The sequence below is a fragment of the Syntrophomonas zehnderi OL-4 genome, assembly GCF_000983115.1.
GTDB classification, from domain to species: Bacteria; Bacillota; Syntrophomonadia; order Syntrophomonadales; family Syntrophomonadaceae; genus Syntrophomonas_B; species Syntrophomonas_B zehnderi.
Genome location: NZ_CGIH01000039.1, coordinates 22,352 through 46,787, shown reverse-complemented (window position 1 = coordinate 46,787; position 24,436 = coordinate 22,352). Strand labels below are relative to the sequence as shown.

Annotated in this window: 29 protein-coding genes; 28 read left to right on the top strand and 1 reads right to left on the bottom strand. The window is 45.2% G+C overall.

Annotation, left to right across the window (positions count from 1 at the left end):
• The first annotated feature begins 287 nt into the window (after positions 1-287).
• The 28 genes from AAV90_RS11385 to AAV90_RS11240 all read left to right on the top strand — a co-directional run bounded on the left by AAV90_RS11385 (position 288) and on the right by AAV90_RS11240 (position 23,227).
• Positions 288-575 (top strand): VRR-NUC domain-containing protein, encoded by a 288-nt coding sequence (locus AAV90_RS11385; RefSeq protein WP_014256603.1) that lies wholly within the window; start codon positions 288-290, stop codon positions 573-575.
• Positions 576-682: 107 nt separating this feature from the next.
• Positions 683-1,138 carry a hypothetical protein gene (locus AAV90_RS11380; RefSeq protein WP_046499189.1) on the top strand — a complete coding sequence of 152 codons (456 nt, stop codon included), beginning with the start codon at positions 683-685 and terminating at the stop codon, positions 1,136-1,138.
• Between the two features lie 490 nt (positions 1,139-1,628).
• Complete coding sequence (locus AAV90_RS11370; RefSeq protein WP_046499183.1) at positions 1,629-1,988, top strand: HNH endonuclease; 360 nt, start codon at positions 1,629-1,631, stop codon at positions 1,986-1,988.
• Positions 1,989-2,108: 120 nt separating this feature from the next.
• Positions 2,109-2,660: a P27 family phage terminase small subunit gene (locus tag AAV90_RS11365; protein ID WP_003515999.1), complete on the top strand. Its 552-nt coding sequence runs from the start codon at positions 2,109-2,111 to the stop codon at positions 2,658-2,660.
• Between the two features lie 156 nt (positions 2,661-2,816).
• Positions 2,817-4,115, top strand: coding sequence for a site-specific DNA-methyltransferase (locus AAV90_RS11355; protein WP_046499178.1), 1,299 nt, complete (start codon positions 2,817-2,819; stop codon positions 4,113-4,115).
• A 5-nt stretch (positions 4,116-4,120) separates the two neighbouring features.
• A complete protein-coding gene (locus tag AAV90_RS11350) occupies positions 4,121-5,374 on the top strand; it encodes a site-specific DNA-methyltransferase (RefSeq protein ID WP_046499176.1) in 1,254 nt (417 codons plus the stop codon).
• 116 nt (positions 5,375-5,490) lie between these two features.
• Complete coding sequence (locus AAV90_RS11345; RefSeq protein ID WP_046499175.1) at positions 5,491-6,192, top strand: virulence factor; 702 nt, start codon at positions 5,491-5,493, stop codon at positions 6,190-6,192.
• The gene (locus AAV90_RS11340; RefSeq protein ID WP_046499172.1) at positions 6,176-6,511 is read left to right on the top strand and encodes a DUF6329 domain-containing protein; all 336 of its coding nucleotides are present in this window, start codon (positions 6,176-6,178) and stop codon (positions 6,509-6,511) included. Before AAV90_RS11345 ends, AAV90_RS11340 begins: the two co-directional genes overlap by 17 nt.
• Positions 6,508-6,738 carry a DUF4314 domain-containing protein gene (locus AAV90_RS11335; protein WP_046499170.1) on the top strand — a complete coding sequence of 77 codons (231 nt, stop codon included), beginning with the start codon at positions 6,508-6,510 and terminating at the stop codon, positions 6,736-6,738. The genes AAV90_RS11340 and AAV90_RS11335 overlap by 4 nt, the downstream gene beginning before the upstream one ends.
• Before the next feature lie 141 nt (positions 6,739-6,879).
• Positions 6,880-7,779, top strand: coding sequence for an amidoligase family protein (locus AAV90_RS11330; RefSeq protein ID WP_046499168.1), 900 nt, complete (start codon positions 6,880-6,882; stop codon positions 7,777-7,779).
• 61 nt (positions 7,780-7,840) lie between these two features.
• Positions 7,841-8,308, top strand: a complete 468-nt coding sequence (locus AAV90_RS11325; protein WP_004400073.1) for a gamma-glutamylcyclotransferase family protein — start codon at positions 7,841-7,843, stop codon at positions 8,306-8,308.
• A 3-nt stretch (positions 8,309-8,311) separates the two neighbouring features.
• Positions 8,312-8,506 (top strand): DUF5049 domain-containing protein, encoded by a 195-nt coding sequence (locus tag AAV90_RS11320; RefSeq protein WP_028992635.1) that lies wholly within the window; start codon positions 8,312-8,314, stop codon positions 8,504-8,506.
• Between the two features lie 102 nt (positions 8,507-8,608).
• The gene (locus AAV90_RS11315; RefSeq protein ID WP_479725408.1) at positions 8,609-10,210 is read left to right on the top strand and encodes a terminase large subunit; all 1,602 of its coding nucleotides are present in this window, start codon (positions 8,609-8,611) and stop codon (positions 10,208-10,210) included.
• Positions 10,211-10,296: 86 nt separating this feature from the next.
• Entirely contained in the window at positions 10,297-10,596 is a 300-nt protein-coding gene (locus tag AAV90_RS11310) for a type II toxin-antitoxin system RelE/ParE family toxin (RefSeq protein WP_046499158.1), read from the top strand.
• A gap of 33 nt (positions 10,597-10,629) precedes the next feature.
• The gene (locus AAV90_RS11305; protein ID WP_046499156.1) at positions 10,630-11,688 is read left to right on the top strand and encodes a helix-turn-helix domain-containing protein; all 1,059 of its coding nucleotides are present in this window, start codon (positions 10,630-10,632) and stop codon (positions 11,686-11,688) included.
• 66 nt (positions 11,689-11,754) lie between these two features.
• Positions 11,755-13,077, top strand: coding sequence for a phage portal protein (locus AAV90_RS11300; protein ID WP_046499154.1), 1,323 nt, complete (start codon positions 11,755-11,757; stop codon positions 13,075-13,077).
• A complete protein-coding gene (locus AAV90_RS11295) occupies positions 13,016-13,741 on the top strand; it encodes a head maturation protease, ClpP-related (protein WP_003516023.1) in 726 nt (241 codons plus the stop codon). Before AAV90_RS11300 ends, AAV90_RS11295 begins: the two co-directional genes overlap by 62 nt.
• 13 nt (positions 13,742-13,754) lie before the next feature.
• Positions 13,755-14,957 (top strand): phage major capsid protein, encoded by a 1,203-nt coding sequence (locus AAV90_RS11290; RefSeq protein WP_046499151.1) that lies wholly within the window; start codon positions 13,755-13,757, stop codon positions 14,955-14,957.
• Positions 14,958-14,978: 21 nt separating this feature from the next.
• Positions 14,979-15,287, top strand: coding sequence for a head-tail connector protein (locus tag AAV90_RS11285; protein WP_046499149.1), 309 nt, complete (start codon positions 14,979-14,981; stop codon positions 15,285-15,287).
• Positions 15,288-15,289: 2 nt separating this feature from the next.
• Positions 15,290-15,625 (top strand): head-tail adaptor protein, encoded by a 336-nt coding sequence (locus tag AAV90_RS11280; protein ID WP_046499147.1) that lies wholly within the window; start codon positions 15,290-15,292, stop codon positions 15,623-15,625.
• 16 nt (positions 15,626-15,641) lie between these two features.
• The gene (locus tag AAV90_RS11275; RefSeq protein WP_046499144.1) at positions 15,642-16,073 is read left to right on the top strand and encodes an HK97-gp10 family putative phage morphogenesis protein; all 432 of its coding nucleotides are present in this window, start codon (positions 15,642-15,644) and stop codon (positions 16,071-16,073) included.
• Positions 16,070-16,414: a hypothetical protein gene (locus AAV90_RS11270; protein WP_003516028.1), complete on the top strand. Its 345-nt coding sequence runs from the start codon at positions 16,070-16,072 to the stop codon at positions 16,412-16,414. The genes AAV90_RS11275 and AAV90_RS11270 overlap by 4 nt, the downstream gene beginning before the upstream one ends.
• A gap of 5 nt (positions 16,415-16,419) precedes the next feature.
• Positions 16,420-17,019 carry a major tail protein gene (locus AAV90_RS11265; RefSeq protein ID WP_004464008.1) on the top strand — a complete coding sequence of 200 codons (600 nt, stop codon included), beginning with the start codon at positions 16,420-16,422 and terminating at the stop codon, positions 17,017-17,019.
• Positions 17,019-17,402, top strand: a complete 384-nt coding sequence (locus tag AAV90_RS11260) for a hypothetical protein (RefSeq protein WP_003516030.1) — start codon at positions 17,019-17,021, stop codon at positions 17,400-17,402. The genes AAV90_RS11265 and AAV90_RS11260 overlap by 1 nt, the downstream gene beginning before the upstream one ends.
• Positions 17,399-17,590 (top strand): hypothetical protein, encoded by a 192-nt coding sequence (locus tag AAV90_RS15480; protein WP_003520671.1) that lies wholly within the window; start codon positions 17,399-17,401, stop codon positions 17,588-17,590. Before AAV90_RS11260 ends, AAV90_RS15480 begins: the two co-directional genes overlap by 4 nt.
• Positions 17,591-17,617: 27 nt before the next feature.
• On the top strand, positions 17,618-19,804 hold the full coding sequence (locus AAV90_RS11250; RefSeq protein ID WP_046499128.1) for a phage tail protein: 2,187 nt from the start codon (positions 17,618-17,620) through the stop codon (positions 19,802-19,804).
• A 13-nt stretch (positions 19,805-19,817) separates the two neighbouring features.
• On the top strand, positions 19,818-20,591 hold the full coding sequence (locus AAV90_RS11245) for a distal tail protein Dit (RefSeq protein ID WP_046499126.1): 774 nt from the start codon (positions 19,818-19,820) through the stop codon (positions 20,589-20,591).
• A gap of 65 nt (positions 20,592-20,656) precedes the next feature.
• Positions 20,657-23,227: a phage tail spike protein gene (locus AAV90_RS11240; RefSeq protein ID WP_479725407.1), complete on the top strand. Its 2,571-nt coding sequence runs from the start codon at positions 20,657-20,659 to the stop codon at positions 23,225-23,227.
• A gap of 218 nt (positions 23,228-23,445) precedes the next feature.
• Here AAV90_RS11240 and erm read toward each other — a convergent pair whose 3' ends face one another.
• Positions 23,446-24,234, bottom strand: coding sequence for a 23S ribosomal RNA methyltransferase Erm (gene erm, locus AAV90_RS11235; RefSeq protein WP_046499124.1), 789 nt, complete (start codon positions 24,232-24,234; stop codon positions 23,446-23,448).
• Positions 24,235-24,436: the final 202 nt, after the last annotated feature.

The window sequence follows — 24,436 nt, the reverse complement described above, 5'->3', positions numbered from 1 at the left end:
TAACAAGGTAACAAAAAGGTAACGCCAGAAACGCTGATGAATAGCCACTTGTTACCGATGTTACCTTTGTTACCTCAACTTTATATATACGCGCGAAAGTACCATTGCTTTTTTAAGACTAAAAAATATAAAAATAAAAATATTTGTGTATACACCTACCCCAAAAAGAGGTAACAAGGTAACAAAATCCTGAAAAGCGCTTGGGAAGCTGATTTATGAGATGCCTTTTTTGGACGTTACGAGGTTATAAGAGGGAAAAAGGTAACATTTTTGGAGGATGAGCGGTTATGTCTGAAAGAAGTATTGTGACTAAAGTACTGCGGTACTTAAAGACAGTACCGGGGTGTTTCTGTTGGAAGGAACATGGTGGTATGTACGGGACAGCGGGGATACCAGACATTATTGCCTGTGTAAATGGACGGTTTATAGCTTTTGAAATAAAAACCCCATCGGGAAAGACAACAAAACTGCAGGAAGCAACTATAAGGAAAATCCTCAATGCCGGAGGAGTGGCAGCGGTTGTCCATTCGGTAGATGAGGTGAAGGCTATTCTGGAAAAGCATGGCCTTCTATAAAGAACGAAGACATAACGAACAAGGAAATAAAGCACTGCAAAGCAACGCAAAAAAGCACACTGCTTCAAAGATCAAGGTTTTTTATCTTGATTTTTTGGAGGTGCGATATGCTGATTGCATGGCAGTATTTAGATAAAAAAGCGGCTGCTGTTGAAGCTTTGAAAGATTATAACAGCATGCAGTACATTATCGAACACAGTGATGAGGATATATATGAAATTGAAACCCGTATGACAAGCCCTCACAGTGCAAAGATTACCGGAGTTCCGGGCAAACACAATCCCAAAAGCGGCGAAGAACGCCTTGCTGCTTGCCTTGACGAGATTGATGTGTTGAAAGAACGTTACAGACGGGCATTAGAATATATGGAGTGGTTCAAGCCTGCTTGGGAAGCCCTGTCGGAGGAAGAACAGTTTATACTGACAGAATTTTTTGTTAATGATGTGAGCAAGACAGAAGCTGTAGCAAACATCGGAGAGAAGCTGTTTCTTGAAAGAGCACAGGTGTACCGTAGGAAGGACAAGGCACTTAATCATCTGGCACTGCTTTTATACGGGAAGTAGTAATGAGATTTTTATGAGATGTAAAACACAGGTATCCAATATATAATGATATCGTGAAAAAATGACATTAAAACGCATAAGCCCTTCGGGGCTTTTTCTTATGACATAAAACGGGAGTGAAGAAAGATGTACGATAATTGTTTTGGCAGTAACGGAAGGAATGGCTGCAATATCCTGACTGTACACAAGTGCTTGCAAGATAAATGTTCCTTCTATAAAAGCACCCAGGAGTTAGAGGAAGATAGAAAAAAGGCTTATCTTTTGCTTGCAGCTTTACCACCCGATATGCAGAGATATATTTCAGATAAGTATTATAACGGCAAGAAGCCATGGTCAAATAGCAAATGTGTTGTTCAATATTCCAGATGAGATTTTTATGAGATGAAATTCATTATAAATCCAAATATAATGGTATTGTGAAAAATTATAGATAAGCCTTCATGGGATGAACCTGTGAGGGCTTTTTTATACGCGTAAAGGAGGTGGCCAGATGCCAAGAAAACCAAAAAGGCCTTGCTCCTTTCCTGGCTGTCCTGAACTGACGGACGGAAGGTACTGTGACATGCATCAAAGGCAAATGGATGCTTATTACAACAAATACGAACGAGATCCCCAAACAAGAAAACGCTATGGCCGGAGATGGAAACGCATCAGGGACAGATATATCTCAGAGCATCCGCTTTGCGAGGAGTGCCAAAAGTACGGAAGGCTTACACCAGCCGAAGAGGTACATCATATTATCCCTTTATCCAAAGGCGGAACCAATGCAGACAATAACCTTATGAGCCTGTGCAAACCATGTCACTCCTCGATCACTGCCCGCGAAGGGGAGCGATGGGCAAGACGGTAGGGGGGTCAAAATCTCTGGTGAAGCAGTTTTGTGCAACGGGCGGGGGGTCACGCGCGAAAAATCGCAGTTTCAAACGGGGTATATCCCCTGTTTATTTTTACATGAATCGAGGTGATTTGTATGGCAAAGGACGGTACCAACCGCGGCGGGGCACGTATCGGTGCAGGACAGAAGAAAAAGCCTCTGGCGGATAAGATTTTGGAAGGAAATCCCGGCAGACGAAAGCTCATGGTAATGGAGTTTACGGATGCTGCGGAACTGGAAGGAGAGAGCATGCCGCCACCGAGGGATTATCTTGCTGCAAAGCAGAAGAACGGAAAAACAACACTGGCGGTGGAAATATACGAAAAAACATGGCAGTGGCTTAAGGAACGCAGGTGTGTTCACCTTATCCCTGCGCAGCTTATAGAGCAATATGCCCAGAGTGTGGCGCGGTGGATTCAGTGCGAGGAATGTATCACTGAATTTGGCTTTCTTGCTAAACATCCGACAACTGGCAATGCTATCCCGTCACCTTATGTGGCCATGAGTCAAAGCTTCATGAAACAGGCCAATAACCTGTGGTATCAGATTTACCAAGTTGTGCGGGAAAACTGTGCTACCGAATACAAAGGGGCAACTCCCCACGATGATGTGATGGAAAAACTACTGACAGCCAGGAGGGGTGGCTGATGCATAAAGCAAATTCAATCTTTCTTAGGGAACTAAGAAAATATGAAGACCATTTAACGAAGCAGCAGTTTAAGACTCTGCGGGGACAAGTAATAAACGGAGATTGTGAGGGCGCAAAAAAGGGTCTTAAGAAAATATTGAACAGGAGAATGCAAGATGAACATACAAAAAATATCTGTTGAAAAACTTAATCCAGCAGCATACAACCCGCGCAAGAATTTAAAACCTGGCGATAAGGAATATGAAAAGCTAAAACGGTCAATAGAGGAATTTGGCTATGTGGAGCCTGTTATCTGGAACAAAAAAACAGGTAATGTGGTAGGCGGGCATCAACGCTTAAAGGTTTTGCTAGACTTGGGACAGACAGAGATAGATTGCGTCGTTGTAGATCTTGACCCCCAGAGGGAAAAAGCGCTCAATCTTGCTCTTAATAAGATTCAGGGAGAGTGGGACGAGAATAAACTGGCTGAACTGATGGCTGAGTTGGACGCAGGTGCCTTTGATGTTTCGCTCACAGGGTTTGACGCTTCTGAAATTGACGAACTGCTCAACCGATGGTATTCCAAAGAAGCAGTGCAGGACAGCTTTGACATAGACCAAGCGCATGAGGAAATCATGCAGCGCGAACAGATAACAAAGCGGGGTGATATCTGGCTTCTTGGGAATCACCGTTTGATGTGTGGTGACTCTACGAGCGATGAAGATTTTGAGAAGTTAATGGATGGGAGTCACGCACAGATGGCAGTTACTTCCCCGCCTTACGGGGTAGGCAAAGAATATGAGAAGGCCGGGATCGAGCCATGGTTTGAAACAGTACGCCCGGTGATTAAAAATTTGTGCAGGCATGCAGATATTGTTTGCTGGAACTTAGGTGATCTCTATGCTACCGGTTCACAGTTTATTGAACCTACCAGCGTTTACAGCGTGAATATGTTTTTGGACAATGGCTATCGACCTATCTGGATACGCATTTGGAAGAAGCAGGGACAAAACTTCGGCGTAGGCCCCTATCACCTTGTTTCAAACAAGCCGGTTCAGCAGTATGAGTATATTTCAGCATTTAGCAATAAAGGCGAGGCAGAGGAATATAACGATCAGGAGTATGTGTGGCTTTCGGCTTTTGCAGGGCATAGTTATAAATTTGTAAAACGGCTTACAAAGGAAGAACGCAAGAAGTGGGGCTATGCTGGCATATGGGAGATGACAACTGTACGGGCAAACAAGGAGCATCCGGCAATGTTCCCTGTGGAGCTTCCATGGCGATGCATCAAAATGCACAGCGACAAAGGCGGTATTGTGCTTGAACCGTTTTCCGGCAGCGGCACCACTATAATTGCGGCTGAACAGACTGAGCGTAAATGCTATGCGATGGAGTTATCCCCTGTTTACTGTGATTTGGCTGTTAAGCGCTGGGAGGACTTCACCGGCGAAAAAGCCGTCAAACTGGAGGGTTAAGATTTATGGATATACTGAAAATACCAGCAGAAAAATTAAAACCTTCGAAATATAACCCGCGGAAGGACTTAAAGCCGGGTGATCCTGAATATGAAAAACTACGCCGGTCTATTGAAGAGTTTGGATATGTAGAGCCGGTCATATGGAACAAACGAACCGGGAATATTGTCGGTGGGCACCAGCGGTATAAGGTACTGACAGCCTTGGGATATAAGGAGATCGACTGCGTTGTGGTTGATTTGGATGAGCAGCGGGAAAAGGCGCTCAATGTTGCTCTGAATAAAATCAGCGGCGAGTTTGATATTCCGCTTTTGACCGATCTGCTTATGGACTTAAATGAAGATGGCTTTGACGTTTCTCTTACCGGGTTTGATGCTGCAGAAATCGACGAGTTGTTCCGCGATAAAACTGCTGCCAATGTCAAAGAGGATAATTTCGATGCTGAAAAGGCAGCAGCAGAGATTAAAACTCCGGTTACCAAAAGGGGCGATATATGGGTACTTGGCAGCCACCGTCTGATGTGCGGTGACAGTACCTTGCTTTCGGATGTGCAAAAGCTGATGGCTGGCAAAAAAGCGAGGTTTGTTTTCACCGATCCGCCCTGGAACGTGGATTACGGTTCGGATACCAGGCATCCGAGCTGGAAACCGAGGCAAATTTTAAATGACAAGATGAGCACCGAGGAATTCGGCGCTTTTTTATTGCGTGCTTTTAACTGTATGCGGGAGATTTCTGAAGCCGGATGCATGACCTATGTGGTAATGAGTGCCCAGGAATGGGGCAGTTTGATGAACGTCATGCGGGAGGCAGGGTATCACTGGTCAAGCACAATTATATGGAAAAAGGACAGCCTGGTGCTATCCAGAAAGGACTATCATACCCAGTACGAGCCGATCTGGTACGGCTGGCTTGAGGGGACGCGCCTTTGCCCGCTTAAAGACCGCAAACAGTCGGATGTTTGGGAGATACCCCGCCCCAAAGTTTCGGAAGAGCACCCGACCATGAAGCCGGTTTCACTTGTGGCAAAGGCCATGCTCAACAGTTCCCATACCGGAGATTTGGCCCTTGACCTGTTCGGCGGATCCGGTACGACAATGATTGCAGCGCAGCAGACCGGGCGGGTTTGTTTTATGATGGAGCTCGACCCGAAATACTGCGATGTGATTGTAAAGCGCTATGTTTCACAATTTGGAACAGATTCAGTATTCCTGCTGTCAGGTGGCGAAAAAATTCCTTACGCGGAAACACAGATTACTTAAAAATGTCCTTGCTTTCCCCTCAAAACAGAGCGTTAATGTACCCCACCAAAAAGGAAAGGTGGGATTTTTTATGGGAATCAGAAATGGTTTAGCTTATTTGAGGGGAGGTGAACGGCATGAGCAATAACAGCTTTCGTTTTTCACAGAAGGTTGTCGGTCAGGATAGGAAAGCCATTGCTTTAGTCATTGCTGAAGCCCTTGAAGGCCAGGTGCGCTATACCGGAGCGCCGGGTTTTGCGTATGAGGTAAACGACGGGAGCACTGCTGGTAGCTGGACGGTTGACAGGGACAGTGTGGTTCACTCGCCGGAAATCCGTCTTGATGAAATCAAAAGCATCCGTCCCGTTATTGACGCGCTGAATATGGCGGGTTTATCTGCAGAGGGAACCATGACAATTACTCTTTCTTTGGAGGGCTTTGGCGAGACAAGCCTTGAAAACCTTAGAAATATGCTGGCCAGCAAAGAGACGTTAATTAAGAAAGCACTGTCGCTTGACCGGGAACTTGAAGTATTAGCTGAAAATGACGAGATTGCCTTCCCTTTCTGGAACGCGAACCTAAATGCCGACGAGGTGCAGACGTATATCACGCTTGTAAAGCAGATGGCAGAACAGGCAAAAGCTCAGAAGCGTGTGCTGCGCACCGAAAAACCGGCAGATAATGAAAAATACGCTTTTCGCTGTTTCCTGCTTCGGTTAGGATTTATAGGAGATGATTTCAAAACCGAACGCAAGGTGCTGCTTTCAAGGCTGTCCGGCAACGGGGCGTACCGGAAAGGCAGAGCAAAGGCGGTGGACGAAAATGAACGATTTTCATAGCACCGCCTTCTTTGTCAAGCATCCGTTTAGGATTGAGGATCTAAAGGTGCCGCATCGGTATGAGATGAGGAAACGATTTGCAGTTGTGAAAACTGTCGAACTTTCAAAGATTGACTATGACAACTTCATTGCCGACCTATACGTTGACCGCACATTTATTGAGGAAAACAAAGGGCTTTGCCGCATTGACGAGGATGGAGTGTGGCTTTGCTTGCTGGTTAAGCGGCGGGGACAGTCTGACGGAGTGCTGGTAATGCCGGACGGTAGGGATTATCCAAAGTACGCCGCATATTATCCTGGAAAGGAGGACGAGCAATGAGTGTAAGAGATTATCCTTCAAAAGAAACTGTCCTCCGCCTTAAAGAGCAGTATCCGCCGGGAACACGCGTCGAGCTTATCTGCATGGATGATCCGTATTCTAAGCTGAAACCGGGAGACCAAGGAACAGTATCTTTCGTGGATGATATCGGAACTGTTCATATCAACTGGGACTGCGGTTCTTCTTTGGGTGTAGCCTATGGTATAGATGTGATCAGAAAGCTGTAAATGTACACAATTCAAGATGTGTAAAATTGTTCAAAATCCAGTGGAAACTCACGCAGAATTGCCTTGCTATCCTGTGTTTTCAATGGCCTAATGTACACTGCCAAAGGGCAAAAAACACAGAGAAAGCGAGGAGAAAGCGCAATGCTTACAACGAGATTTGGAATCGAGGTAGAATTGACGGGGATGACAAGAAAACAAGCGGCAAAAACTGCAGCAGCTTTTCTTGGAGGGAGGGTTGAATCCAGCGGAGATTATTACGATACCCAAAAGGTTATTGCACCGGATGGACGGATATGGAAATTCATGAGCGACGGGAGCATCCGGACTCAGAAAAAGGAAAACGGCAGGATTGTGGCGACTGGCCGGGAATATAGCGTCGAGTTGGTAAGCCCGATACTGACATACCGCGAAGACATTGAAACCCTGCAGGAATTGATAAGGAGGCTTCGCAAGGCTGGAGGTTTTGCAAACACAAGCTGTGGAATTCATATCCATATAGACGGTGCAGACCACACACCGCGAAGCATCCGTAATTTTATCAACATTATCGCCAGCAAGAATGACCTTTTCTATAAAGCATTGCAGATTGAGCCGGACAGGATGCGGTTTTGTAAAAAGATGGATGCGGCACTGGTTGAGAAGATGAATCGGCGTAAGCCCAAAACCATGGCGGCGATTGAGAGCATCTGGTACGAAGGTTACAGCGAAAGCCGAAGCACCCATTACCATAATAGCAGATACCACTTTTTGAACCTGCACAGCTTTTTTAATGGCAATGGGACAATTGAGCTTCGAGGCTTTAACAGCGAACTTCATGCGGGAAAAATTAGAAGCTACATAGTGCTTGCCCTTGCGTTAAACCATCAGGCGTTAACGCAAAAATGCGCTTCCAGCAAGAAACCACAGGTTGAAAATGAGAAGTTTGCCATGCGGACATATCTCAACCGCATAGGACTTATTGGTGATGAGTTCAAAAACTGCCGGGAGCATCTTTGCAAACACCTTGATGGTAACGCAGCATGGCGGTTTCGGGCAGCATAGATAGACAAGCGCAGGGGTGGATCTCCGCCTCTGCCTTGGTAAATACAAGGAGGATGATACGATGAGCAAAGAAAAAGGAACCATATATTTAGCATACGGAAGCAATCTGAACTTAAGGCAGATGGCATACCGCTGCCCAACGGCAAAAGTGCTGGGGAGTGCAAAACTCACAGGATACCGGCTGTTATTCAGAGGAGGGAATGGCGGCGCAGTAGCGACAATAGAAAAACAAAAAGGTGAAAGAGTACCAGTACTGCTTTGGAGAATCATGCCTAATGATGAGAAGGCGCTGGACAGATATGAAGGTTATCCGCATCTATACCGGAAAGAAACGGTTAAGGTACGTTTCAAAGGGCAGTGGGTACCCGCAATGGTGTATATCATGAATGAAGGTAGACCTTTGGGAGCACCGGGTCGTTACTATTACGAGGTGATTCGGCAGGGCTATATAGATGCGGGTTTTGATATTTCATTTCTCAATAAAGCGGTAAGAGATTCAATTTCAGCGGCAGAGAAGTCAGAGGTGTAGGACATGGGTAACGAGAATCTGATAACTGATAAGATTTATCGGCAGATTATGGCCATGCGGGACAGCGGTGCCTGTAATATGTTTGACTTGCCAAGAGTACAGGAAGAGGCATATAAAATGGGGTTTTATGAATTAGTAGTATTTCTTAATGAACACAAGAAAGAATATGCCGAGTTTATCCTGACAGGCAAACGATAACGTTTATAACGTAACAAGTTTCATAGAAATCCACTAAGGAGAGGAACTTCATCCATGAGGTTCCTTTTTTCTTGCTCAATTTTAGGAAAGGAGGCGGCAAAGCTGCGGAAGTTAAAACGATATAAACCAACCAAGTTTATGGCGGAAGGTTCTCGATATGACAAGGAAGCGGCTGATGCCGCTGTTACTTTTATAAACTGCTTGAAGCATACCAAGGGCGAATGGTATGGAATGCCTTTTGAACTCATTGACTGGCAGGAACAAATTGTCCGGGACATATTCGGAATCTTGAAACCTAACGGATACCGGCAGTTTAACACTGCCTATATAGAAATCCCAAAAAAGCAGGGTAAGAGCGAACTTGCAGCGGCAATTGCTTTATATCTTACCTGTGGTGATTTCGAGCATGGTGGCGAGGTTTATGGATGTGCGTCTGATCGTCAGCAGGCATCCATTGTTTTCGATGTTGCAGTAGATATGGTGGAACAGTGTCCGGCATTAAAATCTCGAATTAAACCAATGCTGTCACAGAAGCGGCTGGTTTATAAACCGTTAGGCAGTTTTTATCAGGTGCTTTCAGCGGAGGCATATACAAAACATGGCCTAAACGTCCATGGTGTGGTATTTGACGAACTTCATGCTCAGCCAAACAGGGATCTTTATGATGTAATGCTTCACGGATCTGGCGATGCAAGAAAACAACCGCTGTTTTTCCTGATCACAACTGCTGGCACAGACCGCAATTCCATCTGCTGGGAAGTACATCAAAAGGCTGAGGATATTCTTCAAGGGCGTAAGATAGATCCGACTTTCTACCCTGTTATCTACAGCGCATCCGATACCGATGACTGGACAAGTGAAAAGGTATGGAGAAAGGTTAACCCGTCACTGGGCATTACAGTCGACATCGAAAAATTGAGGGTGGCTTGTGAAAATGCCAAGCAAAATCCTGCAGAGGAAAATTTATTCCGTCAGCTCCGCTTAAATCAGTGGGTGAAACAATCGGTGCGCTGGATGCCAATGGATAAATGGGATAAGTGTGCGTTTCCTGTTGATGCAGAAAAATTGCGCGGCAGAACCTGTTACGGAGGACTTGACCTGTCATCTACTACCGATATTACCGCCTTTGTGCTGGTGTTTCCACCGCTTGATGAATCTGATAAATATCAGATTCTACCTTTTTTCTGGATACCGGAGGAGAATATTGATCAGCGTGTGCGGAGAGATCATGTGCCTTATGATGTCTGGGAGAGGCAAGGCTTTTTATATACCACTGAGGGTAACGTCGTGCATTATGGCTTTATCGAAACCTTTATTGAGGAACTCGGAATGAAATATAACATCAAGGAAATTGCCTTTGACCGGTGGGGAGCTGTTCAGATGACACAGAATCTTGAAGGGCTTGGTTTTACGGTTGTTCCATTCGGCCAGGGCTTTAAAGATATGTCTCCCCCCACCAAGGAACTGATGAAGCTGACTTTGGAGGAGCGCATCGCCCACGGCGGACATCCGGTGCTCAGATGGATGATGGACAATATCTTTGTTAAAACCGATCCGGCCGGAAACATAAAGCCGGACAAGGAGAAATCCACCGAGAAGATAGACGGCGCGGTGGCGCTCATTATGGCATTGGATAGAGCAATTCGTGGAGGCAATAGCAATGGCGGCTCTATCTATGATTTGCGGGGTTTATTGTCAATATAAAATTAACCTAAGAGGTAAATTGTATATTGACAACGTTATTCAAAAGTGCTATGATAAATTTACCTGGGAGGTAAAGAGGTGACATTTTGCTTCAGATAATTTACAAGTCTAATAGTTTAGAGCGTATATGCACAAATTATACAATAGCGAAACGAAAATATGGAGAGAGAATGGCCAGGCTTATACATCAACGAGTTGATGAGTTGAAATCCGCAGTATCGGTTGAGATGCTTATTCAATACTCAATCGGCAGATGTCATCCTCTTGAAGGCGATAGAAAAGGTGAATATGCCATGGATTTAGTACACCCATATCGCTTAATATTTGAACAAAACAAAACGGATATCCAGGTAGTAAGAATTGTTAATATTGAAGACTACCACTAATTTGTTGTAGTTATGTGGTAAGGAGGATTTTATATGATGTATAGCAAAAACGCAGTTGCTATTCCACCGGGTGCGACAATACGAGAGCAGCTTGAGAATCGTGGTATGAAACAAAAGGAGTTCGCACTCAGGATGGGATTATCAGAAAAACATATTAGTCGTTTGATAAACGGACAGGTTGAACTTACTCAGGATGTCGCTTTGAGACTTGAGTCTGTTCTCGGTGTGCCAGCAAGCTTTTGGAATAATCTTGAGGCCATTTATCGTGAAAAATTGGCACGAATAATTGCGGAGAATGAATTGGAACGAGATGCTGAGCTTGCGTCTGCATTCCCCTATTCAAAGATGGCTGCTTTGGGTTGGGTTGAGGCCACACGAAAAGCCGAAGAAAAGGCACTTAATTTAAGACGCTTTTTTGAAGTTGCAAAGCTTGATTTACTTGATAGATTGAGAATTCCCGGTATTGCTTACCGAAAAACAGGCACAAATGAAACAAGTGACTACAGCCTTGCAGCTTGGGCACAGAAAGCAAGAATAGAAGCAAGAAAGTATAAGACTGCTCCGATTAACATTAGCAAGCTTGAACAGGAAATACCTCGAATTCGTGAAATGACAGTAAAGAATCCTGAAGAGTTTTGTAGCAAACTTACGGATTTATTTGCTGAGTGCGGTATTGCTTTGGTGTTCTTACCCCACATTGGCGGATCTTTTCTGCATGGAGCATCATTTTATGATGGCAACCACATTGTTATGGGGCTAACCGTTCGGGGTAAATATGCAGATAAATTTTGGTTTAGTTTGTTTCACGAAATGTGTCACGTTATTCGGGGCCATATTAGTGAACTAAGTGGAACCTGTGAAAAACAAGAAGAAGAGGCGGATGCTTTTGCAAGAGATATCCTTATACCTCCAGAGCAATACAAAGCTTTTATAAAAGCAAATTGCTTTACTAGGGATTGCATTATTGAGTTTGCAAGTAAAATTGAAATTGCTCCTGGAATTGTTTTAGGACGCCTTCAGAAAGAGAACTATGTTCCTTACAACCGATTTAATGACCTTAAAGTTCGATATCAAATAACATGTAAAAAATAGTTTTTACTTCAAGCATCTACTTTCGTAGGTGCTTTTTTCATGCCCATTTTTAGGAGAGTGATGCCTATGAGGTTTTTTTCACACCTGTTTAAAGCGAGGGATAAGCCGAAAAACAGCCTGTTCGGTAATGCATATAGCTTTTTCTTCGGCGGCACATCCAGTGGAAAAGCTGTCAATGAGCGGACTGCTATGCAGACAACTGCAGTGTATGCCTGTGTAAGGATACTTGCAGAAGCCATCGCCGGGCTTCCGCTTCATGTGTACCGCTATAAAGAAGACGGTGGCAAAGAAAAAGCGTTGACCCACCCGCTCTATTATTTACTCCATGACGAACCAAACCCTGAGATGACTTCATTCGTGTTCCGAGAAACACTGATGAGTCATCTTCTTTTATGGGGAAATGCTTACGCTCAAATTATTAGGGACGGTTCCGGACGAGTGCTGGCGCTTTATCCACTTTTGCCAAACAAAATGACGGTAGACAGGGCTCCAAACGGAGAACTGTTTTACACTTATCGGCGCGACAGCGATGAGAGCAGGGTTAATCCAAAAGCAGGCCTTATATACCTACGAAGTGATGAGGTTCTTCACATCCCGGGACTCGGTTTTGATGGACTGATCGGATACTCCCCTATTGCTATGGCCAAGAACGCCATAGGCATGGCTATTGCCTGTGAGGAGTATGGTGCATCCTTTTTTGCCAACGGAGCAAATCCGGGTGGCGTTCTGGAACATCCCGGCGTATTAAAGGATCCGGCAAAGGTGCGAGAAAGCTGGAATGCTGTTTATCAAGGAAGTGCCAATGCTCATCGCATTGCAGTTCTGGAAGAGGGAATGAAGTTTCAACCAATCGGCATTCCACCCGAACAGGCACAGTTTTTAGAGACAAGAAAGTTTCAGATAAATGAAATTGCTCGGATATTCCGAGTACCTCCCCATATGGTTGGAGATCTTGAAAAGTCAAGCTTTTCAAACATCGAACAGCAATCTCTGGAATTTGTTAAATACACGCTTGACCCGTGGGTGGTGCGTTGGGAACAGGCTCTCCAAAAAGCGCTGCTTTTACCATCAGAGAAGCGGGCATACTTTGTCAAATTCAATGTAGATGGCCTTCTGCGCGGTGATTATGCAAGCCGCATGAATGGTTATGCTGTAGCTCGACAGAACGGCTGGATGTCTGCTAACGATATCCGCGAGCTTGAGGACATGAACCGGATTCCGGCGGAGTTGGGTGGAGATCTGTATCTTGTTAACGGTAACATGACCAGGCTTGCCGATGCAGGTGCCTTTGCAGGCAAAAACAATGCTAAAACGGAGGGATCAAAAGTTGAACAAATCACAAAAACCAAAACCGGTTCGCCGCTTCTGGAACTGGATACAAAACGATGATGGCAGCCGGACATTATATATTGACGGCCCAATAGCTGAAGAAAGCTGGCTGGGAGACGAAGTAACTCCCAAGCAGTTCAAATCAGAGCTGTTGTCCGGAGAGGGTGATATAACGATCTGGATCAACAGCCCTGGCGGAGATATATTTGCAGCTAATCAAATTTACAACATGCTTATGGATTACAAAGGCAAAGTGACGGTAAAGATTGACGGTATTGCAGCCAGCGCCGCTTCGGTCATAGCTATGGCCGGAGGTGACGTCTTTATGTCACCAGTCAGCATGATGATGATTCACAACCCTATGACAATAGCCATCGGTGATACGGAAGAAATGGAGAAAGCTATCGCAATGCTGGAAGAAATAAAGGAATCCATCATCAACGCTTATGAGCTGAAAACCGGACTTTCCAGGGCAAAAATATCGCACCTAATGGATGCAGAAAGCTGGTTTAACGCAAGAAAAGCGGTGGAACTTGGCTTTGCCGATGGAATCTTGTTTATGGAGGATGAATCATTCCCATCCGAATTTGAAGTATCAGGAGGAATGATCTTCAGCAGGCAGGCAGTAACAAATTCCATCCTGCAAAAGCTTAAACCAAAAGAAAAACCAAAAGGAACACCAATTGAGTCGCTTGAAAAGCGGCTTTTTTTATTAAAACCTTAAGGAGGATTTGATTATGAGCAAAATACTGGAACTGCGTGAAAAACGCGCTAAAGTATGGGAAGCTGCTAAAGCTTTCCTCGACAGCAAACGCGGGAACGACGGACTGCTTTCACCGGAGGATACCGCGACTTATGAAAAAATGGAAGCCGACGTTATTGCGCTGGGCAAAGAAATAGAGCGTCTTGAGCGTCAGGCTGCCATAGATTTGGAACTGTCAAAACCGTTGAATATTCCTATTACAGACAAACCCACTTCCATATCTGGCAACAATGAAAAAACCGGACGTGCCAGCGATGAGTACAGGCAGTCTTTCTGGAACATGATGCGCGGCAGGCGCAAATATGACGTACACAACGCGCTGCAGATTGGAGAGGACACCGAAGGAGGATATCTTGTTCCCGACGACTTTGAGCGTACTCTTGTGGAAGCACTGGAGGAGGAGAATATCTTTAGGCAGATTGCCAATGTTATTACCACGTCCAGCGGTGACAAGAAAATTCCAGTGGTGGCAAGCAAGGGTACTGCATCCTGGGTGGATGAGGAAGGCCAGATTCCCGAAAGCGACGATTCCTTTGCTCAGGTATCCATCGGCGCATATAAGCTGGCTACTATGATCAAGGTGTCAGAGGAATTGTTAAACGATAGTGTATTTAACCTTGAACAGTATATAGCCAAAGAATTCGCTCGCCGAATCGGAGCAAAAGAGGAGGAAGCATTTTTTATCGGCGACGGATCTGGCAAGCCAACCGGTATCTTGGCGGATAACGGCGGTGGCGAGATAGGAGTAACTGCGGCGAGTGCAACAGCCATTACCCTTGACGAGATCATGGACTTGTTCTACAGCCTAAAGTCTCCGTATCGCAGGAACGCTGTATTCATTATGAATGATTCGACAATTAAAGCTATAAGGAAGCTCAAAGACAACAACGGTCAGTATCTCTGGCAGCCTTCTGTAACTGCTGGAACACCGGATACTATCCTCAATCGTCCAGTTAAAACTTCTGCATTTATGCCAGCCATTGCCGCCGGAGCAAAAACGATTGTATTCGGCGATTTTTCTTATTACTGGGTGGCAGACCGTCAGGGCAGGGTTTTTAAGCGGCTTAATGAGTTGTATGCTGCGACCGGACAAGTTGGATTCATGGCAACCCAGCGTGTAGATGGCAAGCTGGTACTGGCTGAAGCAGTCAAGATACTGCAGCAGAAATCAGCTTAATGAAAACGGAGGTGCTGCGGCATGGAACTTTTGGAGAAGGTTAAAGCAAACCTCATATTGCAGCACAGCGAAGATGACGCACTTTTACAAGAGTATATCAAAGCCGCAGTGGCCTATGCGGAAAGTTACCAGAAAAAGCCGGAAGGATATTATGCCGAAAACCCCATGCTGCCTACTACTGAGCAGGCTGTCATTATGCTGTCGAGCCATTTTTATGAAAGCAGGGATGGCTCGACGGCTGGCTTTTTTGGGGATAGTGTGCAGGCAGGACAGCAGGTATGGAATACAGTTAATCTATTGCTGCGGCTTGACCGGGATTGGAAGGTGTAAATATGGGCCTTGGGAAAATGAAAACTTTCGTGGACATTATCTCAGTCAAGCCGGTTAAGGATAGTGAGGGTTTTACTGAAAAAGGTGATGTCATTCTCGCTTCGGTAAGGGCATACAAGGAAGATAGGCATGGCAGTGAAAAATGGGCAAACAGGGCGGCGTTTTCGCAGGCGTCTGCCCTGTTCCGCTTCCGTAAGATACCTAACCTGGAAGTTACCACAGATCTTGTACTCGTTTGCAGCGATGGCCGGTACAACATTATCAGTGTTGAGGACGTAAAAGGACGCGGAATGTATATTGAGGTGCTTGCGGAAAGGGTGAAATCAAGCAAAGCATAAAAGGAGGGGCTGCAACGTGGCTAAGGTGGAAGTTAAAATGCCGGAAGAGTTCTTGCTCAAGTTATCCAGACTTGGAGAAAGAACAGACGAAATCATACCTAAGGTGCTGGAAGCAGGCGGGGAAGTGGTTCTTTCAAAAGTGAAGTCCAATCTTCAGTCAGTTATCGGGAGCGGCACTAAATATCCGTCCAGAGCAACCGGTGAATTGGTAAATGCTTTGGGACTCTCTCCTGCCAAACAGGACAGGGATGGAAACCACAACATAAAAATCGGCTTTACTGAACCAAGGAAGGATGGGGAAAGCAATGCGAAGATTGCTAATATTATTGAGTATGGCAAGTCCGGGCAGCCTCCAAGGCCCTTTTTGAAACCGGCAAAATCAGCTACAAGGAAGTCCTGCATCGAAGTAATGAAGTCAAGACTGGAACAGGAGCTGGGTTATATATGAGTATATTGTCAGAATTAAACTCGTTATTGGATGGTTTGGGTATCCCCATTGAAACCGGGGTATTTAGCGGTGTACCGCCAGATGAGTACCTTGTCATTACTCCTATGACAGATACATTTGAAGTTTTTGCAGACAACCGGCCTCAGGTAGAAACCCAGGAGGTAAGGTTGTCTTTATTTATAAAGGGAAACTACACTGCCCGTAAAAACGAAATAGTGAACACATTGCTTCAAGCAGGCTTTACCATTACCGACAGGCGGTATATAGGCCATGAGGACGATACCGGCTATCACCACTATGCCATTGATGTGGCAAAAGAGTATGAAGTAAAGGAGGAATGAAAAACATGGCCACAATCGGACTGGACAGGTTATATTATGCCAAAATAACTGAGAATGAAAACGGAGAAGAGACATACGACACGCCTGTTCCGCTGGCTAAGGCTATTACGGCAGAACTTTCTGTGGAGCTGGCAGAGGCGACACTTTATGCCGATGACGGGGCGGCAGAAGTGGTCAAGGAATTTCAAAGCGGCACACTGACTCTTGGTGTTGCAGATATCGGAGTAGACGCTGCTGAGGTTTTGACGGGAGCCACCCTTGATGACAATAAGGTGCTGATTTCCACCAGCGAGGATGGAGGCGCGCCTGTGGCAATCGGCTTTAGAGCCAAGAAAGCTAACGGCAAGTACAGGTATTTTTGGCTTTACAGGGTTAAATTCGGAATTCCGGCTACAAATCTCCAAACGAAAGGTGATAGCATTACCTTTTCGACACCCACCATTGAAGGGACAGTCATGAGACGTAACAAACCAGATGGCCAGGGAAAGCACCCTTGGAAGGCAGAAGTCAGCGAAGACGATCCCGGTGTATCGCCTGAAACTATTACCGGCTGGTATACGGAAGTTTATGAGCCGGTATTTGCTGTGGGAGGAGGCAGCGAATAATGCAGGATAATGACAGAAGCGCAATTATCAAAATAGGCGATGAAGAATATCAGCTTATTCTAACCACTAAAGCGACAAAGGAGATTGCAAAAAGGTACGGCGGTCTTGAAAACCTCGGCACGAAACTGATGAAAACCGAGAACTTCGAGATGGCTCTTGACGAAGTGGTATGGCTGATTACACTGCTGGCTAACCAGAGCATTTTGATACACAACCTCAAAAATCAGGATAAGCGTGAACTCCTGACTGAAGAGACAGTGGAACTTCTCACATCTCCCTTGGAACTGGCAGCATATAAAGACGCTATCATGGAAGCAATGTTCAAGGGTACCAAAAGAAACGTTGAAAGTGAGGATGACTTAAAAAACACACCGGCCGAGTGAGCGATGAGGAATTGTTCACTCGGCTTCTATATTACGGCACTGTCCAGCTCAACCGTTCAGAGGATGAAGTATGGCTAATGCCTATTGGGTACCTGCTTGATTTATGGGAGTGCCATAAGCAGTTTTTAGGGCTGGCGAAACCAAAGCGTATGCTTACCATTGATGATGTGATACCTTACGGAATTTAAAAATTTTGCAGGAAAGGAGGCGGTTATGTGGCAGACAATTTTGGCCTGAAGATCGGGATTGAAGGCGAAAAGGAATTTAAAAACGCCATTCGTGAGATCAACCAAAGTTTTAAGGTACTGGGTAGCGAAATGAACCTGGTCGCATCTCAGTTCGACAAGCAGGATAAGTCAGTTGAAGCTGTTACTGCAAGAAACAAGGTGCTTAACAAAGAGATCGAATTGCAGAAAGAAAAAATAGCTACTTTGGAGAAAGCGCTTGCCAATGCCGCCTCATCTTTCGGAGAAACCGACAGACGTACTCAGTCGTGGCAAATACAGCTTAATAATGCAAAAGCCGAACTGAACAAAATGGAGCGCGAGATCGAACAGTCTGCTGAAAGTGCAGACGAGCTTGGGGACGAAATAAAGGAAAGTGGAGACAATGCCGAAAAATCCAGCTCGAAATTTGAGAAGCTGGGCAGTGTCCTCAAAGCTGTCGGCGCGGCCATGGGTGCTGCAGCGGCCGCAGCGGGCGCGGCTGCCATCAAGCTGGGAAAAGAGGTCGTGGAGCAGTTTGGTGAGCTTGAGCAGAACCTTGGCGGTTCTGAAGCTGTGTTTGGAGAATATGCTGCACGTATCCAAAAAACGGGAGAAGAAGCCTACAAGAATCTGGGCTTGTCCCAATCCGAGTACCTTGCCACCGCCAACAAAATGGGCGCACTGTTTCAGGGTGCTGGTGTCGATCAGCAAAAAAGTCTGGAGCTTACTGAGAAGGCCATGCAACGGGCGGCAGATATGGCTTCGGTTATGGGCATTGACATGCAGACTGCCATGGAATCCATCGCTGGCGCAGCCAAGGGTAACTTCACCATGATGGATAATCTGGGCGTCGCCATGAACGCCACTACCATCGAAGCTTATGCTCTTGCAAAAGGGCTGGATTTTGCCTGGAATAGCGCAACCAATGCCGAAAAGGCCGAGATCGCCATGCAGATGTTTTTTGAAAAAACCGAACAGTATGCTGGCAACTTCGCAAGAGAGTCTACCCAGACCATCAGCGGTTCTATTGGTCTTTTGCAAGCCTCTCTAAGTTCGTTTATAGCAGGACTTGGCAATGCGAACGCTGATATGACGAACCTAACACAAAATCTTGTGGATGCCTTTCAGGCTGTAGTTAAAAATATCGTACCGGTTTTGGAAAATATAGTGGCCGCTCTGCCGGAGGCAACCGGTGCGATTATCTCAGCAGTCAAAGATCTGCTTCCCGTGCTGTTGCAAACTGTAACTGAATTGTTCTCTCAGGTGCTTCAAACTCTCTTGAGCCTGCTGCCGGAGCTGATTCCAGCAGCAGTAGATGCGGTCATGACCATTGTCGGAGCGCTTATTGATAACCTACCTTTACTCATTGATGCAGCGGTGCAGCTAATCACAGCGTTGGTAATGGGGCTTGGAGAAGCATTACCGGAGCTAATTCCAGCAGCGGTTCAAGCAGTGATCACCATTGTGCAAGGGCTGCTGGATAATATGGACAAAATCCTTGAAGCTGCTTTTACATTGATTCAGGGACTGGCGCAGGGACTTTTAAATGCATTGCCAGAACTAATTGAAGCACTGCCGAGGATAATTACAACAATCATTGACTTTGTGACGAACAATATGCCGAAGATCATAGAATTGGGAATTACGCTTATCGTACAGCTTGCTGCCGGGTTTGTGAAAGCCATTCCAGAATTAGTAAAGTCCTTACCTCAGATTATTGCGGCTATAATTGAAGGTTTGGGTAAGGCGGTTGTTTCGGTGGTTGAGATCGGTAAGAACATTGTAAAAGGCATATGGGAAGGTATTAAGAGCCTTGGTAGCTGGATTAAGGATAAGGTTTCCGGTTTCTTTTCCGGTATTGTTGATGGAGTAAAGAATTTTCTTGGAATCAGATCTCCGTCCACTGTTTTTGAAGGTATTGGCGGCAATATGGCACTGGGTATTGGTGAGGGATTTGACAAGGCTATGGCCAGAGTGGCGGACGATATGCAAAATGCAGTGCCGACAGATTTTAATATATCTCCTGATATTAATGTAAGTGGACGAGGTGGATTTAGCGGTTTAGCTTCTGGGCCGCTTGTTGTGGTGCAGCAGATGATTGTTCGTGGTGAAGAAGACATCCGCAGGATTTCACAGGAGTTATATAACCTGATGCAGACAGGTTCAAGGGCGCAGGGACGTTTTATAACAGCATAATGGAGGGAAGCATATGGGATTTATCTACAATGGAATATCGTCGCAAAGTATGAAAATACGAGCAAGACTTACCAAATGGCAGGTCTCCCCTGCCCTGCGCAATTCCTTTGAAACTGTGCCGGGCAAAGCAGGTATTGCAGATTTTGGCTGCGACATATCAGAACGAAACATAATAATTAGCTGTAGTGTGCTTCCCCAGCGCAGTTTTGCCGAGCTTGTATCGGTTCTTGATAATGTTGCTGAATGGTTAAATCCGGAAAACGGTCTTAAACAACTTGTTCTCGATGATTTGCCCGACCGATATTTCATGGCTCGCTTATCAGAAGCGGTTGACTGTGAGCGGATATTGCGGACAGCGGGCAGCTTTGAACTTCGGTTTGTTTGTCCCGACCCGTATGTTTACGCGTTGGAAGATGAGATATTTGTTCTTTCTGAAACAGGTCTGCATGAGTTGGAGAGGGTTAAAGGAAATACGGATTCCAATCCGGTTTATCTCTTGAAGGGTTTGATATCAACGTCCTCATCAAGCTATATTTCGCTTATTACGAACGGCGAGGAATTGAGAATTGTTGGCTCATTATCTGAAGGTGAAACTCTGATTGTCGACTCCGGCATGGTAACAGCTAAGGTTATTGATGAAACAGGCGGAACCTTGAGAAATGGTCTTCCCAGCCTGCAGGATCTGAATTTTCCAATTCTCAGGAAAGGTGTTAATCATATTGAGATTGCTGCAGAAAACGCGACCTTTACTGAGTTAAAAATACAGGCAAAAAGCAGATGGAGATAAACTCCGGGGCCCACGCAAAGTCGTTAAGACTTTGTGGGGAGAGGAGGAACAACGGATTGGAGCGAATGTCCGCCAACAGGCGGACGCAGCGGAAAGGAGTTTGTGACGACGATATGGCGATAAAATCAATTCTAACGAACCAAGAGGATTTTACCGGTGAGTTTTCTGTAACTTCAAGGACGTCTGCTTTATGGCGATTTAATGAAAAAACGCCAGACGAAAATCTTCAGCTTATGGACTCATCGGGACATGGCAGACATTTTACCATCTCCGGCTGGTCAGGGACATCAGCAAACCTTATTGCTGGAAGATTCGGAAGATACTTCAGGCAAAATATTGTTAATCCGACTTCTGAAAAGACCCATCTTATAGCAGAAAATGATGGGAGTTTCTTTAGCAATCTGGGTGAAAAGATTGTTGTAGGCGGTTGGATTAATCCTACCACCTATTCGGTCGGCCAGACATATATACCCATATTCAATACCCGCCAAGGACCCGGTCAGCCAATTTTTTATGTTTCACTTTATCAAGGAAGACTTAGGCTGATGTTGTATAACTCCTCCGGCACACTAATCTACGACCAGAGTGAAACGTCTACCATTACCTTGAAAAATGGCGGCTGGTACTTTATCGCCTCCATCATTGAAGTAAACAACAAAAAGGTGCAGAACATCATATGCGATCGCAGCGACGGGGCAACCTGGGTGTCGCCTGTGCGTTCCTTTTCGGGAGAATTGAACCGGGAATGCATAGCAAACATTATTATGGGGATGCATGCAAATACCTACTACTATGCCGGAGGCTTTGATGACTGGTTTCTGGAAACGGACTCACAGCTTACAATTGATGATTTGCTGTTATATTTTAAGTCGTCTTTACATGCAAACGGTGGGGATGCGGCTTCGGATGTAGATGCTTTGGCAGAGCCTGGCACAGTCACCCTTAAAGCAACAGATGGCGAGTATCCTGCAAGTGGCGTACTTTATACAAAGGCAGTTCCATGTGCTTTATCAGGCAGCGGTCGTGTAGCTGTCACAAGCGAATATACTGCAGGTGTTACGTCAGTGTCTTTAGTAGAGACCAGCACAAGCGATGATCTTGAAGAATGGTCAGCATGGCAGGCTGTGGGAACCAGCGGTGAGCTTCAATCTCCAAATCGTCAATATATCAGGTTTCGGGTTACCCTAACCAGCAGCGACCCATTGAAGACGCCAAAACTGCTGGAAATACAGCTTCATGACATACCGAAAGCGCCATATGAGAAGTTAGGCTTTGCCCGTCCTGTGATTTTGGACAAAAGTGGAGCATGGGAAGCTGTTCTTGAAAATGCCTTTGATATTATTGTCACTGGCGAAGTGAACGGTGCGGACACGCTGGAATTCAAACTTCCGTTCCATGATCCAAAAAGAAGCGCACTGGAAAATGAAAAGCAAGTGCAGATCGTAAATGACATTTACCGGATCCGTACCTTGACGGACAATAAAAGCGAAGATGGGCGAGTTATTACGCAAGTATATGCTGAAGCGGTGTTTTACGATCTGTCTTTCAGTGCGGAAAAAGAACCTATGGAATTCAATGCAGATACTGCAGATGTTCCAATGAAATATGCACTCCTTGGTACAGGCTGGACAGTAGGAAATGTTACTGTCACTACGAAACGGACATGGCAGTGTACAGAAAAAAACACCTTATCCATCCTTCGAGCCGTACAGAACATCTATGGCGGCGACCTTGTGTTTGACAGCGCCAACCGCCAGGTACACCTTTTGACTTTTAGTGGTACTGATAGCGGAGCGCTTTTTTCATATAGAAAGAACCTGAAAAGTATTCAGCGGGTAGTCGATACACGCGAATTAGTGACAAGGCTCTATGCTTATGGAAAGGACGGATTGACCTTCGCTTCAATTAATGGAGGTAAGGAATACGTGGAAGATTACACTTTTTCCAGTGAAGTGAAGGTGTCGACGCTTGATTGTTCGTCGTTTACAAATCCGTATCAGATGCTGGAATATGCAAAAATGCGGCTTGCAGAATATTCGAAGCCTCGCGTTTCTTATGTACTGTCTGCAATGGATTTATCTGCACTGACCGGTTATGAGCACGAAGCATGGAAACTGGGTGATATTGTTACAGTGGACGATAAAGAACTAGGCCTTTTGGTAAAGACACGTGTTGTGCGAAGGCAGTATAACTTGCAGGAGCCTTGGAAAACAGTGATCGAGCTTTCAACTAAACTGCGGGAACTCGGCGATTCTTCAGCACAGTGGGACAAGGCAGCAGATGCGCTGTCCTCAGCAGAGTTGGTAAACCGTCAGGAAATTAAAGATATGGTACCATTCAACCATCTGCGCAATTCCAGGGCGGATGATGGTTTTGCCTACTGGGTCAATTCCGGTTTTGAAGTAGACACTGAGAATGGTGTTTCGGGAACTGCTTCCTTCAAGGCTGTTGGTGTACCTGGTATGACAAAGAGTCTGTCACAGACGGTATATCCAGCAACGCGTAAAAGCTACACTTTTTCAGCACAAATTGCTTCCGAAAACCTTGAAAAGGGCGAAAACGGCCAAGTTGGTGTTGAGATAGTCATTGAATACGAGGACGGTACAACAGAAACAAGATTTATAGACCTGATTTGAGGGTGATGATATGGCATATTTCAATCAGATTGCACACAGTATTTCTCCCAAAAGTATCAGCAGAGTCAAATCTATCACCATCAGGCTGTGCGTCACTGACTGCATCGGCACAGTGTACTTTACAGACTTATTGCTTCAGGGCGGTTCGGTTTCCACTGGATGGATCGGGCATGTATGCGAAATCCGGTGGACATTGGACGGGTAATGAGCCGCTAAAATTATTTTCTGCCTAACACATGCTCCCAGTAGCATCGGAAAAGGCAGAGCCACTGAACATAAAGAATCTCTGTAGGAGTAATATTTTTATTTTGCACACCAGCCTGACGGAATGCCCTAGATAACTGCTTGCTTGTAAAAAGACTGCGGAATCCATATTTTAGTGCCTTTGAAACAAATTGTTCATAGGCAAACCACTGGTTTGCGGGTATGTCCGGTTGGCTCTTTTTCTTAAGGTGAAGAAGTACTACATCAACGCTTGGTTTGGGATGGAAATCCTCCCTGCTGAAATAGTAAGCAATATCTAAATCGAACTTGGGCTTTATAAGCAGAGAACGCAATGATTCTGAAGGCTCACCCATAAAACGTTTGGCTGCGCCTTTTTCCATGGTAAGCCATGCTTCAGAAGGTGCGTTTTTGCATTCCGTCAATTTTCGCATAATATCCGTAGTGAAGCAAAAAGGGATATTTGAAAAAACTTTATAATCTTCATAATTAGGAAGTTTCCATTTCAAAAAGTCCTGATGATATATACGGATATTTTTGACGTCCTTGAATTTTGCTGTCAATTTATTATATAAACGGCCGTCAATTTCAATTGCCGAAACTTTCCGGCATCTTTTTATCAAGAAACCTGTTATATGACCCTTTCCCGGACCAATTTCAATAACATGATCTTTTTTGTTAAGGGTTGTTCTGCGAATAATTCTGTTGATAATTTTGTAACTTGTTAAAAAGTTTTGAGATACCCAAATGGGCGGAGTTGTCCCTTTTTTTCTATTTTGGGGCATAAAAATACACCTCTTTCGTTTTTTCGTAATCGAAAAAGGTGCACAAAAACAAAGATGCTGCTATGAGCTATCTTTCTTTCTGTGCACTTTTATTTACGAATACGAAAAATACCATACATAGGTGTATACTAGCCTCCAAATATAAAATCAAATTATAGTTTAGCATTAATGCCTATGTTTGTCAAATGGTTTTGGAGGAAAA

What these genes read in the sequence shown, in the direction of transcription:
- AAV90_RS11270 (WP_003516028.1), top strand. Translation starts at nt 16,070, where the DNA reads ATGAGTATATTGTCAGAATTAAACTCGTTATTGGATGGTTTGGGTATC.
- AAV90_RS11265 (WP_004464008.1), top strand. Translation starts at nt 16,420, where the DNA reads ATGGCCACAATCGGACTGGACAGGTTATATTATGCCAAAATAACTGAG.
- erm (WP_046499124.1), bottom strand. Translation starts at nt 24,234, where the DNA reads ATGCCCCAAAATAGAAAAAAAGGGACAACTCCGCCCATTTGGGTATCT.
- AAV90_RS11240 (WP_479725407.1), top strand. Translation starts at nt 20,657, where the DNA reads ATGTCCGCCAACAGGCGGACGCAGCGGAAAGGAGTTTGTGACGACGAT.
- AAV90_RS11325 (WP_004400073.1), top strand. Translation starts at nt 7,841, where the DNA reads ATGAGCAAAGAAAAAGGAACCATATATTTAGCATACGGAAGCAATCTG.
- AAV90_RS11335 (WP_046499170.1), top strand. Translation starts at nt 6,508, where the DNA reads ATGAGTGTAAGAGATTATCCTTCAAAAGAAACTGTCCTCCGCCTTAAA.
- AAV90_RS11290 (WP_046499151.1), top strand. Translation starts at nt 13,755, where the DNA reads ATGAGCAAAATACTGGAACTGCGTGAAAAACGCGCTAAAGTATGGGAA.
- AAV90_RS11260 (WP_003516030.1), top strand. Translation starts at nt 17,019, where the DNA reads ATGCAGGATAATGACAGAAGCGCAATTATCAAAATAGGCGATGAAGAA.
- AAV90_RS11245 (WP_046499126.1), top strand. Translation starts at nt 19,818, where the DNA reads ATGGGATTTATCTACAATGGAATATCGTCGCAAAGTATGAAAATACGA.
- AAV90_RS11350 (WP_046499176.1), top strand. Translation starts at nt 4,121, where the DNA reads ATGGATATACTGAAAATACCAGCAGAAAAATTAAAACCTTCGAAATAT.
- AAV90_RS11300 (WP_046499154.1), top strand. Translation starts at nt 11,755, where the DNA reads ATGAGGTTTTTTTCACACCTGTTTAAAGCGAGGGATAAGCCGAAAAAC.
- AAV90_RS11285 (WP_046499149.1), top strand. Translation starts at nt 14,979, where the DNA reads ATGGAACTTTTGGAGAAGGTTAAAGCAAACCTCATATTGCAGCACAGC.
- AAV90_RS11320 (WP_028992635.1), top strand. Translation starts at nt 8,312, where the DNA reads ATGGGTAACGAGAATCTGATAACTGATAAGATTTATCGGCAGATTATG.
- AAV90_RS11280 (WP_046499147.1), top strand. Translation starts at nt 15,290, where the DNA reads ATGGGCCTTGGGAAAATGAAAACTTTCGTGGACATTATCTCAGTCAAG.
- AAV90_RS11370 (WP_046499183.1), top strand. Translation starts at nt 1,629, where the DNA reads ATGCCAAGAAAACCAAAAAGGCCTTGCTCCTTTCCTGGCTGTCCTGAA.
- AAV90_RS11345 (WP_046499175.1), top strand. Translation starts at nt 5,491, where the DNA reads ATGAGCAATAACAGCTTTCGTTTTTCACAGAAGGTTGTCGGTCAGGAT.
- AAV90_RS11385 (WP_014256603.1), top strand. Translation starts at nt 288, where the DNA reads ATGTCTGAAAGAAGTATTGTGACTAAAGTACTGCGGTACTTAAAGACA.
- AAV90_RS11380 (WP_046499189.1), top strand. Translation starts at nt 683, where the DNA reads ATGCTGATTGCATGGCAGTATTTAGATAAAAAAGCGGCTGCTGTTGAA.
- AAV90_RS11340 (WP_046499172.1), top strand. Translation starts at nt 6,176, where the DNA reads ATGAACGATTTTCATAGCACCGCCTTCTTTGTCAAGCATCCGTTTAGG.
- AAV90_RS11330 (WP_046499168.1), top strand. Translation starts at nt 6,880, where the DNA reads ATGCTTACAACGAGATTTGGAATCGAGGTAGAATTGACGGGGATGACA.
- AAV90_RS11355 (WP_046499178.1), top strand. Translation starts at nt 2,817, where the DNA reads ATGAACATACAAAAAATATCTGTTGAAAAACTTAATCCAGCAGCATAC.
- AAV90_RS11305 (WP_046499156.1), top strand. Translation starts at nt 10,630, where the DNA reads ATGATGTATAGCAAAAACGCAGTTGCTATTCCACCGGGTGCGACAATA.
- AAV90_RS11365 (WP_003515999.1), top strand. Translation starts at nt 2,109, where the DNA reads ATGGCAAAGGACGGTACCAACCGCGGCGGGGCACGTATCGGTGCAGGA.